We start from the raw sequence: 15,398 nt of genomic DNA on the forward strand, positions 1-15,398 counted from the left end.
CCCTGTCCCTCCCGTCTTTGCTTGGTTTTCCCAAACCTATTTTAACAGCTTTGACGGCGGGCAGGGTATTCTCCTTGTTTTTTTACCGGATGGGAGTGTCTTTGTGAATTTTTTGTTGAATTTTTTGCCCATGCCATGATATTGTTATTCAGGTATTGCTGAGTGAAGATTATTGCTGGAGCCCTTAAGGGAAAGACAGTCACTGTAAAACATAGTAAGGCCCTGAGACCAACCTCTGCAAAGGTCAGGGAATCCCTGTTTAATATCATACGGCAGCATGTGCCGGGGTGTTCCTTTGCCGATTTGTATGCAGGCAGCGGCGCCGTAGGTTTTGAAGCCCTTAGCCGCGGCGCAGGAAGTGTCGTATTTGTCGATATTGACAGACATGCCATCGATACCATAAAAGAAAATCCGGCATTTTATGAAAACCACCTGAATGCTGCCATATGCGGTGATGCCGTAGGTTTTGTCACATCTGAGCCGTCACGTGGGCTGAGTAATGCCCCATTCGACATAGTCTTCGCCGATGCGCCCTATAACTCAGATGAAACAGATAAACTCCTGCAGGCCCTTGAACACTCATGGATACTCAGCGACACCTTAGTCATAATTGAACATTCCACAAAGAAACCGATGCCGCACTCAACTGGCACCCTGATACTCTTAAAAGTCTACAGATACGGCGACGCCTCATTAAGCGTCTACACCGCCGCAACGACATCTTTACCAGAGGATAACTAATGAACAGACTGGCAATTTACCCCGGAACTTTCGACCCATTTACCAACGGGCACCTTGATATCGCCCTCAGGAGTGTGAGGCTTTTTGATAGCCTTGTCATTGCCGTTACGACTAATGCAAAAAAAACCCCTCTTTTCAGCGTACCGGAAAGGAAAGAACTCATAAAAAAATCGCTGCCCGAAGATGTCAATATATCAGTTGAGAGCTTTGACGGCCTATTAGTCGATTACGCAGAAAAAAGAGGCAGCATCATCGTAATCCGCGGACTGCGAGCGGTGTCTGACTTCGAGTATGAACTGCAGATGGCCCTGTTAAACAGGAGATTAAAACCCAGCATAGAAACGATATTTAAAATGCCCTCCGAGGAGTACTCATTTCTAACCTCGTCGGCAGTAAAGGAAATCGCGCTGTTAGGCGGCTGTGTTGACGGCCTCGTGCCCGCTGCCGTTAAGTCTGCCCTTATAGAAAAATTTAAAGAAAAAAATTAAAATAGAAAATTAAAATGAAACAGTAATCGAACATTGCCCAAATCAAATATATCTACAGAATCTAATATACAGGGAAAAGGCTGTCTCTGCATAGTCTCAGCACTCCTTATCTGGAGTTCGCAGGGGATTGTCATCAGGGCAGCAGATATGTCCGTCATATCTATTGTCTTTTATTCCCTTGCAGCGTCTCTTCTCTTCCAATCGTTTATATTTCTCAGGTCATCAAAAAAACTTCCATCTGCAAGGGGATTATTAATTATCTTTTTGCTCAGCGTTTTTGCACTAGTAAACACGCTGACCTATTTTTACGCCTATACCTACACATCTATTTCAAACGCAGTCTTCACACACTACGTAGCGCCGGTTGTCGTTATGCTGATAGCGCCCATTTTTCTAAAGGAAAAAATCACTTTAACCTCCGTTTTTTCAATCATAATAGCCTCATTTGGTCTGTGGATTATTATGAGAGACGTCTCAGTCATGGATATAGCAGCCCAGATTTTTACCATCGATTATAGTTCCGCAAGTTCCATGTTTAACCGTGACACAATAGGAATCCTGTGCGGACTTGCCTCAGGCGCTGCCTACGGGGCAGTGATTGTCACTCTGAAGATTATATCGGGGACATATGATAAATACATCGTCGTATTTTTTCAAAACCTGTTTATAACTGTGCTGTTACTGCCTTTTGCCGGGCCGGTACCCCACGATGTGAAATCCATTTTGATAATCTTAGTCATCGGGGGGATATACTCAACCGCTGCTACATACCTGTACTACAGCGGGATAACACATGTCGGGGCAAATAAGACGGCAATTTTAGGTTATATCGAGCCAATAGGGGCGATTTTTCTTGGCGCACTTGTCCTTTCGGAAATGCCTGATGCGTTGTCTCTATTCGGGGGACTAATGATAATAACCGCAGGGTATATTATAATTAAGAAAGGTTGAGGTGAATGACCAACGTGCACAAACTCTTACAAGTCCAACGCAGTGGACATGATAGATTATTTGATTACAAAATATTTAATAATAGCAACCATGGCGGCTATCTGTCCTATCCAGAAGAGGAACATCCATTTTATGTTTTCTTTGCTGGAATTCTCAATCTTAACACTCAGTTCAGAACGCAACTTCTCTATCTCAAGCAGTAACTCCACTCGTAGCTTGCCGACTTCCTCAGTAATGCGCTCGTTGACCTTGCCTATCTCAAGAGTAATGCGTTCGTTAACCTTGCCTATCTCAGTCCGCAGTTCAAGACGCAGTTTACCGGCCTCTTCGACAAGGCGGCGTTCAAAGCGCTCTTCAGCTATAGCGATAGCGTCTTTACGCGCGCCTATGTCTATATCGTTGATAAGCGTGGCAAAAGCGTCACTGGCGTCATCGCCCAAGCGCTCTCTTATAACACGAGGTATCGTTATTACGCTCATAGATTCATTATACAAGCGGCATAAGAAATTGTCAATGACAGCCTAAATCCACCTTGCGTTTGCCATGCAACCTCTCCCAATATTTTTGACAGGTATTTATGACCAGTACTTTTGAGATGTTCTGAGGATAAACTAAACTTACGGGTTACTTCGAGTCACTATTTAAGCTGGCTGCCCTAGTTTTTAACTTGCCAGTGTTGCCAGTCCTGACACCTTGCTCCTTCAGTAGAATCATATACTTTTCTCTGAGCTTATCGAACTCTAAGCGCTCGCTTTTTAATTCCCCAAGTATGTTAATGTACGCGGTCCTGGCGTCTCTCAGTTCTCTTTTCCACAAGGCCACCATAATAACTACAATTACCCACGCTATGTAAAACACTTATTCACCTGTCGGGCTTCCTGTTTGATTCTCATAAATAGAAATTCGCGCGCAGGCAAGTCTAAATCTCACCCGCGCGCGAATTATGCCGAGACTACTACCACTTAGTTATTGGCAGATTTTCCTTGTCCTTGAGAGCACCAAGAGAAATCATGACCAAATCTACAAAGTACCAGATTCCAAAACCGCCCATCGTGATGAACATGATGATTCCGGTTCCGATTTTGTTAGCATAAAAACGATGTCCACCTGCCCATCCGAGGAAGAAACATAACAACAGTGCTACTAAACGGCTTTTGGGGGATTCATTTTCTGACATTTTACTGCTCCTTGTACGACTTATTGATTAGGGTTCTAAGAACCCCTGATTAAACTCTAATTTCCATGACTAACTTCAGGCTCACTCGATTTACTTCTGATTAATCTTCGTTTTAACCTTCGCTTATCTTGTATATAATTTACCAGATATTTTTCTTCAAGTCTGTATCATGTGATACACGCCCCAGATAAATATTTGCATGGCAGGAATTGCCGGATTAAACGCCAAAGAGAATCTCACGCTCCGCAAGGTCAACCTTGTCTATCCTTACCTGAATGGTCTGCCCTATTGAGAACGTCCTGTTTGTGTTTTTCCCCCTGATTGTTAGTGAGCCTTCGTCATACACATAGTAATCGTCAACCATGTATGATATATGCAGGAAGCCGTCAACGAAGTAGTCATTTAATCTCACCTTCATGCCGTGGGAGTTCATGCCTACGACCTTGCCATCCATGACTTGTCCTTCCTTGTCTTTCATAAACCATGTCCGCATGGCATCGATAACCTCCCGTTCAGCCTCATCGGCAACGCGCTCTCGCCGTGAGGAGTTAAAGGCAATGTCAGAGAGCCGCTGTTCGGCCTTTTCAACTGCCTTTTTATCACGGGTCCCGGTGGCCAGAGTATCTCTCAATATCCTGTGAACTACAAGGTCAGGATAGCGTCTGATTGGGGATGTAAAGTGCGTATAGCATTGCGATGCAAGCCCAAAATGCCCCACATTTACAGGGGAGTAGCGTGCCTGCTTGAGGCTTCTTAGAATCAGATAATTTATGACCTCTTCGTATTGAGTTGCCGATGCCTTGTGTATTATCTTAGAGAAATCCGCAGGCGTTATATTTGCCTTCTTATAGGAAATCGTGCAGTTTACTACTTTCATAATCTCGTCTATCTTTCTGATATCAGGCTCTTCGTGTATCCTGTAAAGGGATGGGACACCGATGGCAGTAAGATGCTCTGCTGTGGCCTCGTTTGCGGCTATCATGAATTCCTCGATAATGGAGTGGGCAAAGTTCCTCTGCGTCTTAAGTATTGCGGAGAGATTCCCCTGAATGTCGAGCAGGATTTCTGGCTCAGGGAGGTCGAAATCAAGACTCCCGCGCTTCTTTCTCATCTGCCTTAAATCCTTACATAGCAGTGACATAAGCTCAAATTCATTAAGTAACGAATTATATTTAGTCCGCAGCCTTTTATCTTCGTCTATGAGTATTTTTTGCACGTTCGTATATGTCATTCGCTCATTGCTGTTGATAACTGAAGGATAGAATGCCGAGGCAGTTCTGTTGCCCTTGTCGTCGAAGTCCAACTCTGCTGTAAAAGTAAGCCTGTCGAGTTTGGGTTTCAGACTACATAGGTCTTCAGAGAGCCTTTTGGGGAGCATTGGAAGCACCCTGTCAGGGAAATACACGCTTGTTGCCCGCTCTCTTGCCTCAAGGTCTATTATGCTGTCCCACGGCACAAAATATCCTACGTCGGCTATATGGACATAGAGCTTGAATCCATCGCTGGTCTTCTCTATTGAGACGGCGTCGTCGAAGTCCTTTGCGCGCTCACCATCGATGGTAACGGTCTTGAGCTGACGAAGGTCTCTGCGGCCTGTAAGCATTTCCGGTGTGACAGCCTCGGGCAGTGTCTTTGCGTCATCGGAGACGTGTTTTGGAAATTTTCTCGATAAGTGGAACTCGTCTATTACGGCCTCTATTTCAGATTTCGGGTCTTCGGGTTTATCAATCTTTTTGACTACCTTGCCGATGGGCGGCCTGTTTTCGTTGTTGAATTGTGTTATCTCAACGACAACCATATCACCCTTTCCTGCATTTAAAGTATGCTTTTTCGGGATTAATATATCAAACGGGAGGGTGGAGTGCTTGGGGCGGAGAAACCATACGTCATCGGAGAAGTCCAGCTCACCAGAAACTTTGGTATGGGCGCGCTCGACGATTCTTACGATTCTGCCCTCGCGGTTTTTCATATTCTCTACTCTGGCAACTACCCTGTCGTTGTCCATAGCGCCCATAGTTTTTCGTCCCGGGATGAAGACATCTCTCTGGCCTGGCGCTTCTAAAATCACAAAACCATAGCCTGTCTTATGCGCCTCAAAATAGCCATTAACCAGACTCATCTCCTCAGACTTGCCGTATAAACCCTTCTTGTTGATGATAATATCACCGGAGGAAGTAAGCTGTTTTAAGAGTTTTTTTAAGATGCGATAGTCCTGCCTTGAGGAGCAGAACTCCTTGCCGAGGTCGCGAAATGAAACAGGTTTTTTCTTAATCGTAAAGTACTTGCTTAATTTATCCTTATCAATCATGCGTAATGATAACAGATTAGGCCATTAATAGCAACACACACTGCTTCTGCCTTAGCTTGCGGTTGTCTATACGCGATTAAATATCCCCAGGACTTCGCAGTGGTATGTGTTTGGAAACATGTCTATCAGTCTGACCGAGGACAGCGCGTACCTGCCCTGGAGCTTTGCCGCATCACGGGCAAATGTCGATGGGTTACATGAGATATAGGCAATTGTCTCTGCCTTCAGGGCAAGTAGTTTTTCAACCGCTGCCTTTGTAAGCCCTATTCTTGGCGGGTCAACGATTGCTGCGTCATAAATCTTGCTATCACTTATTTTCCCAAGCGGCATTTTCTCAAACGACTGTATAATGTAAGATGCATTTGTTATATTGTTCAGCACGATGTTACGCTGACCGTCAGCTGCCGAGTATGGATTGTCTTCCACGATGGTTATCTCTTTGGCCGTCTTTGACAAGGCAAGTGAGAAGTTGCCTGCCCCGCCATAAATATCAATCACCTTTTTACCGCTTAAGCTGCCCAGTTGCTCCTTCACCTTTTCAACTAACACCTGGTTCAACTCCCAGTTGGACTGGAAAAACCCCTGCGGCGTCACAGTATATTCTAACCCCTGCCCTATGTCACCGCCCATCTGCAGCGTACAGTGTGGTTCGCCAACTACATGTGTGCGCTGGTAGTCCGGGGCAAGTGAGCCGACAGCGCCGTCAAAACCTATATCAAGCATGAACTCAAGTTTTGCCTCATCCACTTCCGGGCCTTTCAGGAATGCTACAGTGGTCTTCCCTGTAAGCATGTGGACTTCACTGACTCCATTGAGAAAACGCGCCCCTTTTAATTTCGTAAGAAATCTGTTTAACTCGTTGTGAAGCAGGGCGCACTCATCGACTGCTACTATGTCTCTTGTGCCTTCTCTGTAAAAACCAATAGCAGGGGCAGAGCTGCCGCCGCTTGTAGAAGACAACTTAAACTGAACCTTTCTCCTGTAATTCCATTGGCTTCCATAAATCATCCTGTCAACTGGAATATCAATTTTTGCTATTCGCCTGAGACAGTCTGTAAGGATTTCCTCTTTTATCGACAGTTGTCTCTCATAAGATATATGCTGGTAGTGGCAGCCTCCGCACATGCCATAAACCCGGCAGCGCGGCGCTACTCTGTCTGTGGAACTTTGGAGAATCTCTATGGCCTCAGCTATAGAATAATCCCTTCTGGTTTCTTTTACCTCCGCCAAGACCTTCTCGCCAGGGATTGTGCCCTTTATAAACACAACCCCGTCGAGCCGTGAAAGACACATGCCTCCATAAATGGGGGCAAGTGAGTCCAACTCCAAAGTCTTCATTTTTTACTTAGGAGGTTCTTTATCGTGTTTTTCAGCTCCGTCATATCGGCAGATTTTACTACGTAGGCGTCAGACGCCCATACTGAAAAATCATCCCTGTAATCATACGCCGTAGACATTATTACGGGCAGATTGGGCTTTTGCTCCTTCATTCTCCTCAGCACCTCGATTCCGTCCATGCCGGGCATAAGTATATCAAGTGTGACGATGTCTGGCAGTTCTTTGGCAAATATCTCAAGGGCCTCTTTACCTGAACTTGCGATGTGAACATCATAGTGCTCATCCTCTAACTCTTCCTTGTATAACTTTCTCAGATGTGGGTCGTCATCTACTATTAAAACTTTCATTGCTATTCCTCCTTTATATAATTTTGAATCCGAATGCACAGTGTGTGTGTGCCTCTAATCCCCTTTCTACAACACTTCTCTCATATATTTTGTGGCATCTTCAGGGGATGTTGGGTTTATATAGAAGCCTGAACCCCATTCAAAACCAGCCGTTCTGGTCAGTTTAGGGAATATCTCTATGTGCCAGTGGTAGTAACTGTTGTCTTCCTCTGTAAACGGTGCCGTGTGAATTACAAAGCTGTATGGCGGCACGTCAAGAATCTTATCATACATCCTCAGCACAGACTGAAGGGTTTCCGCAAGATATGTGAAATCATTATTGTCAGGCATGAAGGATGACTCATGGTGCCTGGGCAGAATCCATGTCTCAAACGGCACGCGCGGGGCATATGCCGAGACCGCTATGTAGGATGTGTTTTGATAGATTATCCTTTTGTTGATGTTGGCTTCCTGTTCAATCAGGTCGCAGTAGATACACTTTTCCATGAAGTTGTGATATTTTTTGGCTGAGTCAAGCTCTTCCTGCACCCTTTTGGGGACGATGGGAAGGGCTATGAGCTGGCTGTGTGTATGTTCAAGGGTTGAGCCGGCATCCTCACCCTCATTCTTAAATATCAGGACGTACTTAAATCTCTTGTCCTTACGCAGGTCTGTCATACGTGAATAGAATGCCCAGAGGACATCGGCGGCTGATTTTGTACTCATCGACGCCAGGGACAGGTCATGATGCGGGGTCTCTATAATGACTTCGTGAGCGCCAATGCCGTTCATTCTCCCGAAAATACCATCGCCTGACCTGTCAAGGTCTCCTTCGATATGAAGTGCGGGGAATTTATTTGGCACTACTCTGAGTGTCCAGTCCGATGCCCCCATCTTATCAGGCCCCCGGAAGGCCATTATCTCATTGGGAGTAGTGAACTCGTGCCCCTTGCAAAACGGGCAAAAACCCACTGTCTTTTTCCTCTTGTGCGACGGGGATATGAAATCTGACGGCCTTTTCCCTCTTTCTGTTGAAATAATAACCCATCTGCCTATTATTGGGTCTTTCCTTAGCTCAGACATTGCTCCTCCTAAACATTATTTTATCAATCCACAAGCCTTTTATTGTATCATAACAATACTGGGACATTGTATCATATACCATGAAGACTTTTAAATATGAAATCGACATTTTTTAGTAAATTGGTAAATAATCCTTTTCAGGACCCCGTTCTGTACATAAGATTCAGAAGGGAGAAGGAATCGGTTATGTTTGACTGCGGGGATGTCTATGGTCTTTCTGTGCGGGAGATTCAGAAAATCTCGGACATCTTTATCACACACATGCATGTTGACCACTTTATTGGCTTTGACAACGTGCTGCGATGCCTGCTAAACAGAGAGACCCCGCTTAATATCTACGGCCCAAGGGGTATTATCGATGCCGTCTCACATAAACTTATGGGTTATACATGGAATCTGATAAAAGAATACCCGCTAAAGATAGAGGTCTCGGAGGTTCACAAAGACGTAATCCTAAGAAGCAGCTTTTATGCCACAGAGGGGTTTTATAAGATCGACGGTCCTGTGACGGCGTTTAATAAGGTGGTGATGGCAGGCTCGGGGCTGATTATCGAAGCAGATATCTTTGACCACGGGATTGAGGTGCTTGGATTTAGCTTACGCGAGGAGACACAAATAAACATAAACAAGGCCCTGCTGCTTGAGCGCGGCCTTACACCCGGGCCGTGGTTAAACAACCTGAAGTCTGCTATCAGGGGCGATGAGAAAGAGGCACACTTCACAATTGATGGACGCACGTACCATATAGACGAACTTCGCGACATTACCATGATTACACGCGGCCAGAAGATTGCCTACATAACAGATATTTCCCCGTCCGATGAAAATATTAGAAATGCCATAGCGCTTGCCATGAATGCTGACACGCTCTATATTGAGGCGTTTTTCTTAGCAGATGACCTGGAACGTGCCCATAAGAGAAATCACCTGACAACGGCTCACACAGGGTACATCGCACGCTGTGCCAATGTTAAAACAATAGAAATAATCCACGTATCACCAAAATATATTAATATATTCGACAAAATCTCAGCGGAGGTTAATGAAGCCTTCAGCGGTGCAGTCACTTAACAGATGGACTTCAGGGTATTGCACACAGATGGAAACGCCAGAACTGGCAGACTTGCCCTTGCGCGCGGCACTCTCTCTACACCTGTATTTATGCCGGTTGGGACGATGGGGGCAGTGAAGGCAATATCCCCGCATGAACTTCTGGATGTGGGGGCAGAGATAATCCTCTGCAACACATATCATATGTACCTGCGCCCCGGGCAGGAGACCGTAGCTGAGGCCGGAGGGCTTCACAAATTTATAAACTGGGACAGGCCCATACTCACTGACAGCGGTGGGTTTCAGGTATATAGCCTCTCACCGCTCAGAAAGATATCTGAAGACGGCGTGACTTTCAGGTCTCACATCGACGGCTCCGCACACTTCATAGGCCCGCGTGAGTCCATGGAGATTCAGCGTGCTCTTGGGTCAGACATCGTCATGGCCTTCGACGAATGCACCCCGTACCCATCGACCTACGATTATACGCTTAAATCCCTGGAACTTACTACAAGATGGGCAGAGATATGCCTAAAAAATGTAGAAAAGCCTCAGACGCTTTTTGCGATAGTGCAAGGCGGGGTTTTCAAAGATTTACGGCTGCAGAGCGCTCGGCAGCTCAAAGATATGAACTTCGATGGCTATGCAGTTGGCGGTGTCAGCGTTGGAGAGCCAAAAGAAATAATGCATGAAATCATAGGCTACATGGCCGCGGAGCTTCCTTCAGATAAGCCGCGCTATCTGATGGGTGTAGGTTTTCCTGAGGATATACTAGCGGCAGTTGAGGCAGGATTTGACATGTTTGACTGTGTAATCCCGACAAGGACAGCCAGACACGGGACACTCCTGACCACGCACGGCAGGATAATCATAGGAAACAGCCGATTCAGGCGCGACCACACACCGCTTGACTCCGATTGCGGCTGTTACACATGCCTAAATTTTACAAGGAGTTATTTAAACCACTTGTATAAAGCCGGTGAAATCCTCGGCATCAGGCTCAACACCATCCACAACCTGTATTTTTACCTTGATCTCATGAAAAAGATACGGGCTGCCATAGAACAAGACCGCTTTAGCAGCTTTAAAATGGACTGGCTGTCGGCTTATCAATAGAAATAGCGATTATTTCATGCCCCATGTCTACCAAACATAGGGCATGTCAACAGCGTTAATTATATTCTTAACAGCTTCATCTCAAAGGTGGCAGTGGGGGTGGCGGCCCTACCGGGGGCAGTGGCGGTGCATTCCTAAGATCAGCAACCTCTCTGATTAACCTATCCAACCCATCATTGAGCTTTCTTGACTCATGTGGTGGGATAAAGCCTCCATGACGGATTTCAGTATTGAGGGCACGCTCTCTATAGTAGTTGATACGGCTGTGGAGCTCTACTGCTGCCGGTCTGGATATCTTGTGCATACGTGTACAGTCATCAACCAGCATTTGGGCTTCAGCTATTTTGCCAGAAATCACTGGGTCCATCAGAGGCGGGGAAGCAATAACAATGTTCGACAGCAGTACTACTGCTGCTAATATCGATACAACTAAGACCAATGTTTTTTTCATCTCGTCATCTCCTTCTTTTGTTCAGGCTTTCGTTCAGGGGATTCATAACCCCAGTATAACATCTGATTAATTATCCAAAAATATGTAAGTTCGTGTCAAGCAATGTCTTTCAAACCAGTCAGATTCTCTCCACTGTCACGCCCAGAGATATAGTAAACTCCGCCCCCCTGTCTGTATTACTAACCGTCAGCGTACCGCCCATATTAGTCTCAATTATCGTTTTTGACATATAGAGTCCAAGCCCTGTGCCTGTGCTTCCCTTCGTCGTGTAGTATGGTTCAAAGATTTTACCTATAACATCTTCTGGAATGCCGCCTCCATTATCCCTGATAGACAATATTATCTTGTCCCTTTCTTCATTGTTAGCGATATTGATTTCAATCAGCCCCTGCAAACAGGATTTTCTATTTAAAGCAATAGCATCTTTGGCATTGTTTAGGATGTTCAGCACTACCTGTTTAAACTCATTTGGATATCCATCTGCAAAGAGCAGTGTATCTTGCTCAGTTATAATAGAAATGTCCACATCGCTCTTCTTAAACATCTGTGCGAACATTGAGAGCAGTTCTTCTATGGAAGTTTTTACATTGAATCTGATTTTTTCCTTTGAAGGCTTTAAAAAATCCTTGAAATCATCTATTGTCCCTGACATAAATGTTACCTGCTTCATAGTTGTTTCGACAGTATTTGTTATGTATGTTTGATCAAGTTCTCCGTAGGTATAAGCCTCTCTTAAATCCTGTACTATCAACCCTATAGCGTTCAGAGGCTGCCTCCATTGGTGTGCGATTAGTCCAAGCATCTCACCCATTGATGCCATCTTGGATTGTTGTATCAGGATTTGCTCACTCTGACGCCGTTTTTTTGTTTCTTCTGTAACCATTGACTCAAGATTAGTAGTTAACTGCTTCAGTTCTTCTTCCATTCTTTTACGCTCGGTGATGTCAGTAGCTATACCACATACGCCATATAGATATCCTTTTGTATCGTGCATGGGAAACTTTACAGAAATATACGTGTGTAGACCATCATATTGCAGTACTATCTCTTCAAAGGATAAAGATGCATTCTTTTTCTCAACTTCTATATCATTTTCCCTGAATTTATCAGCAAGTTCTTTTGGAAAGATGTCGTAGTCGGTCTTGCCAACAATGTCTTTCTTACTTATATGGAAGAGCTTCTCGTACATGGTATTTATAAACACATATCTACCTTGTAAATCTTTTAGAAAAATAACGGTGGCTGAACTGTCTATTATCGATTGGAGTTGTGTACGAATATCTTCCAGTTTTGTCTCCAAGTTTTTTCGCTCAGTGATGTCCAAAACCGAACCCCTCAATTTCACTACCTTACCGGCATCGTCTAAAACAGGCTCACCTATGCTGTTAATGATTCTTCCAGTCCTATCGGGACGGCAGATGCGTATCTCTATATCATAGGGTTTACCAAGTTGTACCGCTTCTCTTACCGTATCGTCAAAACGCCGGTAGTCATCGGGGTGGATATAGTTAATCAGACCGGGATAGAGCGGAGGACCTGTATTGGGGTCTATACCAATGATATTGAACATTTCTAACGACCACTGAGATTGAGCACTCACAGGGTCAAATGTCCATGTGCCGAAGTGCGCCTTACGCTGTGCCTCAATCTCATCTTGTTCCTTATCTTTCAGCGTGTCTGCCATCTGTTTCATGTCCGTAATATCTTCAATTATGGCAAGATTAAACGGGTGTTGATTTGTAGCATTTTGCAAATAAATATATGTAAGTGTTACCCATAGTATCTTAGAACTCTTGTGAATATACCGCTTCTCTATACTAAAAACCGGTATATCGCCCCTGTTCAATAGTTTTAACCCATCAAGTTGATGCTTTAAATCGTCTGGATGCGTAATATCCTGAAATCTTAGGCCAAGTATCTCATCAGAGGAATAACCGGTAATAGTGCAGAACCGACGGTTAACCTGAATAAATTCACCGGTTACTGAATCTATCATGGCAGCTCCGATTGGTGCTTCCTCAAAGACAGTCTTGAATCGTTGCTCGCTTTCTGCAAGTTTTGCTAATAGTAGTTTTTGTTGTGTAACATCCCTTGCGTTGGCGTAGATTTTACCGTTTATGACGTGTCCGCCTGACCATGACAATGTTTTGTATGAGCCATCCTTACAAAGATACCGATTAACGAAATCTACGGCATTTGAACCTTTATTCTGTCGCTCTACTTCTGCAATAGTAGCATCACGGTCATCAGGGTGGATAAGCTCCATTAGATGCGTCGAACAAATCTCTTCTTTGGTATATCCAAGAACCTTTTCAAACATAGGATTTACCCGCGTAAAATGTCCGTCAATTGAAAAAATAGCCAATATATCGCGAGATTCATTGAAGAATCTGTCAAGCTCTTCCTGCGCATCTTTTCGCTCAGTAATATCGGTGTGCACTGACACCCACACGGTGCCATATCTCTTGTCTTCAAATGTTGAAACGGCTGCAGAACACCAAAAACACTCCCCAGTCTTTTTGATATTAAGTAGCTCACCTTGCCATGATTTATGTTTAATTAATGATTCGGATATTTCCCTTGCCGTCTCTTCAGGAGTTTTCTCTGTAGGGGCATTTACTGTGGAGATATTCTTGCCTGCTAACTCACCGGCATCGTAGGCAAACATTTGCTCAAACTTAGGGTTGCAATACAAGATGATTCCATCAGAGGCCATGATAAGGCAGACGCCTTCAGCCATATTGGACATGATTTCGTTTTGGAGACTAAGTTCTGAATTTAACTTGTCCAAAGAGGTCTCAAGTGTTGTGACTTTAGCCCTTAACTCTTCTATAAGCCTGTCTTTCGCTTTTTCTTCATCTGCCATAAATCATCCTCAACCAAATTGCCCTAAAAAATACTTGCTCTTAACAAACTCTCATCCCACCAATTAAGATATGCAGGGACTCACATATCAGCAGCAAACCTATGACAACAGATACTGCTGCCTAAGTTATACTACATCATTTCAATATAAAAAACAACATATCTGCTCTTAAGGCAATTCGTGGCAATTGACAAATAAAATAACTGTGTGCTATACTCATATAGTTGAGCCGCTAGCTCAGCTGGTAGAGCACCGCCCTTTTAAGGCGGGTGTCCTGGGTTCGAGTCCCAGGCGGCTCATAATGTGTCCCCATCGTCTAGCCCGGCCTAGGACATCGGCCTTTCACGTCGGTAACACGGGTTCGAATCCCGTTGGGGACGCTTCTCAAACCTCCCCATAGATAACTTCTCTTATAGCGGTAGGTGCAAATTCCTATGTCGGAACTTGAATGCTTTGCAATAGTTGATAACACTCTGTTATAATAAAGCATGTATAGATGTATGTTGAAATCTAAGATACACAAGGCCACAGTAACAGAGGCCAATCTCTCATATTCCGGTTCATTGACGGTGGACGAGGATTTAATGGATCTTGCCGGGCTATATCCCTATGAGAAAATTATGATAAGCAATATCAACAACGGGGAACGCTTTGATACTTACGTTATACCGGGAGAAAGAGGCTTAGGTCATATCTGTTTAAACGGTGCGGCAGCCAGAAAGGGAGTCGCGGGCGACAAGATAATAATATTCGCATTCGCCTATGTTCAGGAAGATGGAAACGAGCAGATGTTAAAGGATTATAAGCCAACGATCGTTATCCTCTCAGACAATAATAAACCTGTTTAAAAGGAGGCTTAAACGTGTCATTCAAAGGAAAAGTGAAGTGGTTTAATGAAACAAAAGGTTATGGCTTCATCCAGAAGGAAGACGGGAAAGACATCTTTGTACACTACTCGGCCATACAGGGTTCCGGCTACAAATCTCTTAAGGAAGGTCAGGAAGTAACTTTCGACATTGTTGAGGAAGAAAAAGGGCCAAAGGCGGCAAACGTCCGAAAGGCTGACTAGAGTAATGGCAAGGGGCTGGGGCAGTCACATACAGGAGTTGCGATGAGGCGATCGAGTTGATATTAACGTGAAGCAAGCTGTAATACATGCCATCCTGCTGGCAAAGGGATAGATTCCGCAAAATTCACCGTTATTTGTAAGTATTTAAAAGTTAAGAACTTTGCCGCTGTACCCTTAGTATTACAAGAGGATGTTAATTGAAAACGGTTGAATCCTGTGAGATTATTAGAAGAAACCGTGACAACTTGTTATCTATTGTCAATCAGCTGAGAGTCGGCGCCATTATGCTTGATGAAAATGGCAATACAATATTCGCAAGCAATCTCGTCCTCAATACACTCCCGTCCGGTAAAAAAACAAGGAGAATACCCTGCCCGCCGTCAAAGCTGTTAAAATAGGTTTGGGAAAACCAAGCAAAGACGGGAGGGACAGGG

17 protein-coding genes and 2 tRNA genes are annotated in these 15,398 nt (G+C 44.5%); 10 read left to right on the forward strand and 9 right to left on the reverse strand.

What is annotated here, in order from left to right; all coding sequences use genetic code 11:
• Positions 1-162: 162 nt before the first annotated feature.
• The 3 genes from rsmD to ASN18_RS12690 are packed head-to-tail and all read left to right on the forward strand — an operon-like array spanning position 163 to position 2,180.
• Positions 163-741: a 16S rRNA (guanine(966)-N(2))-methyltransferase RsmD gene (gene rsmD, locus ASN18_RS12680; protein WP_085053144.1), complete on the forward strand. Its 579-nt coding sequence runs from the start codon at positions 163-165 to the stop codon at positions 739-741.
• On the forward strand, positions 741-1,229 hold the full coding sequence (coaD, locus tag ASN18_RS12685) for a pantetheine-phosphate adenylyltransferase (RefSeq protein WP_085053145.1): 489 nt from the start codon (positions 741-743) through the stop codon (positions 1,227-1,229). Before rsmD ends, coaD begins: the two co-directional genes overlap by 1 nt.
• Before the next feature lie 33 nt (positions 1,230-1,262).
• Entirely contained in the window at positions 1,263-2,180 is a 918-nt protein-coding gene (locus ASN18_RS12690) for a DMT family transporter (RefSeq protein ID WP_085053147.1), read from the forward strand.
• A 56-nt stretch (positions 2,181-2,236) separates the two neighbouring features.
• On the opposite strand, the gene ASN18_RS12695 is transcribed toward ASN18_RS12690, so the two are convergent.
• The 7 genes from ASN18_RS12695 to galT form a co-directional block, all read right to left on the reverse strand.
• Positions 2,237-2,659, reverse strand: a complete 423-nt coding sequence (locus ASN18_RS12695; protein ID WP_157072984.1) for an LA_3696 family protein — start codon at positions 2,657-2,659, stop codon at positions 2,237-2,239.
• 145 nt (positions 2,660-2,804) lie between these two features.
• On the reverse strand, positions 2,805-3,038 hold the full coding sequence (locus tag ASN18_RS12700; protein ID WP_085053150.1) for a hypothetical protein: 234 nt from the start codon (positions 3,036-3,038) through the stop codon (positions 2,805-2,807).
• 97 nt (positions 3,039-3,135) lie between these two features.
• Positions 3,136-3,357: a TM2 domain-containing protein gene (locus ASN18_RS12705; protein WP_085053151.1), complete on the reverse strand. Its 222-nt coding sequence runs from the start codon at positions 3,355-3,357 to the stop codon at positions 3,136-3,138.
• Between the two features lie 217 nt (positions 3,358-3,574).
• Positions 3,575-5,665 (reverse strand): ribonuclease R, encoded by a 2,091-nt coding sequence (gene rnr / locus ASN18_RS12710; RefSeq protein ID WP_085053153.1) that lies wholly within the window; start codon positions 5,663-5,665, stop codon positions 3,575-3,577.
• Between the two features lie 66 nt (positions 5,666-5,731).
• Complete coding sequence (locus ASN18_RS12715) at positions 5,732-6,958, reverse strand: class I SAM-dependent RNA methyltransferase (protein ID WP_236861732.1); 1,227 nt, start codon at positions 6,956-6,958, stop codon at positions 5,732-5,734.
• 41 nt (positions 6,959-6,999) lie between these two features.
• Complete coding sequence (locus ASN18_RS12720; protein WP_085053157.1) at positions 7,000-7,350, reverse strand: response regulator; 351 nt, start codon at positions 7,348-7,350, stop codon at positions 7,000-7,002.
• Positions 7,351-7,416: 66 nt separating this feature from the next.
• Positions 7,417-8,412, reverse strand: a complete 996-nt coding sequence (galT, locus tag ASN18_RS12725) for a galactose-1-phosphate uridylyltransferase (protein WP_085053159.1) — start codon at positions 8,410-8,412, stop codon at positions 7,417-7,419.
• 96 nt (positions 8,413-8,508) lie between these two features.
• On the opposite strand from galT, the gene ASN18_RS12730 reads away from it, so the two are divergent.
• Both ASN18_RS12730 and tgt read left to right on the forward strand, forming a co-directional pair.
• A complete protein-coding gene (locus tag ASN18_RS12730) occupies positions 8,509-9,483 on the forward strand; it encodes an MBL fold metallo-hydrolase (RefSeq protein ID WP_085053160.1) in 975 nt (324 codons plus the stop codon).
• A 3-nt stretch (positions 9,484-9,486) separates the two neighbouring features.
• Positions 9,487-10,578, forward strand: coding sequence for a tRNA guanosine(34) transglycosylase Tgt (gene tgt, locus ASN18_RS12735; RefSeq protein ID WP_085053162.1), 1,092 nt, complete (start codon positions 9,487-9,489; stop codon positions 10,576-10,578).
• 76 nt (positions 10,579-10,654) lie between these two features.
• Here the strand turns inward: tgt and ASN18_RS12740 are convergent, their stop codons facing one another.
• Both ASN18_RS12740 and ASN18_RS12745 read right to left on the reverse strand, forming a co-directional pair.
• Positions 10,655-11,029 carry a hypothetical protein gene (locus ASN18_RS12740; RefSeq protein ID WP_085053164.1) on the reverse strand — a complete coding sequence of 125 codons (375 nt, stop codon included), beginning with the start codon at positions 11,027-11,029 and terminating at the stop codon, positions 10,655-10,657.
• Positions 11,030-11,147: 118 nt separating this feature from the next.
• Positions 11,148-13,895, reverse strand: coding sequence for a PAS domain S-box protein (locus ASN18_RS12745; RefSeq protein WP_085053165.1), 2,748 nt, complete (start codon positions 13,893-13,895; stop codon positions 11,148-11,150).
• A 226-nt stretch (positions 13,896-14,121) separates the two neighbouring features.
• On the opposite strand from ASN18_RS12745, the gene ASN18_RS12750 reads away from it, so the two are divergent.
• The 5 genes from ASN18_RS12750 to ASN18_RS12770 all read left to right on the forward strand — a co-directional run bounded on the left by ASN18_RS12750 (position 14,122) and on the right by ASN18_RS12770 (position 15,362).
• Positions 14,122-14,194 (forward strand) — tRNA-Lys (locus ASN18_RS12750).
• 6 nt (positions 14,195-14,200) lie between these two features.
• Positions 14,201-14,275, forward strand: a tRNA-Glu gene (locus ASN18_RS12755).
• A 108-nt stretch (positions 14,276-14,383) separates the two neighbouring features.
• Positions 14,384-14,743, forward strand: a complete 360-nt coding sequence (panD, locus tag ASN18_RS12760) for an aspartate 1-decarboxylase (RefSeq protein WP_085053167.1) — start codon at positions 14,384-14,386, stop codon at positions 14,741-14,743.
• A 14-nt stretch (positions 14,744-14,757) separates the two neighbouring features.
• Positions 14,758-14,964 carry a cold-shock protein gene (locus ASN18_RS12765; RefSeq protein WP_085053169.1) on the forward strand — a complete coding sequence of 69 codons (207 nt, stop codon included), beginning with the start codon at positions 14,758-14,760 and terminating at the stop codon, positions 14,962-14,964.
• A 197-nt stretch (positions 14,965-15,161) separates the two neighbouring features.
• Positions 15,162-15,362: a hypothetical protein gene (locus tag ASN18_RS12770; RefSeq protein WP_085053171.1), complete on the forward strand. Its 201-nt coding sequence runs from the start codon at positions 15,162-15,164 to the stop codon at positions 15,360-15,362.
• Positions 15,363-15,398 lie beyond the last annotated feature (36 nt).

The organism is Candidatus Magnetominusculus xianensis (genome assembly GCA_001541255.1).
Taxonomy (GTDB): Bacteria; Nitrospirota; Thermodesulfovibrionia; order Thermodesulfovibrionales; family Magnetobacteriaceae; genus Magnetominusculus; species Magnetominusculus xianensis.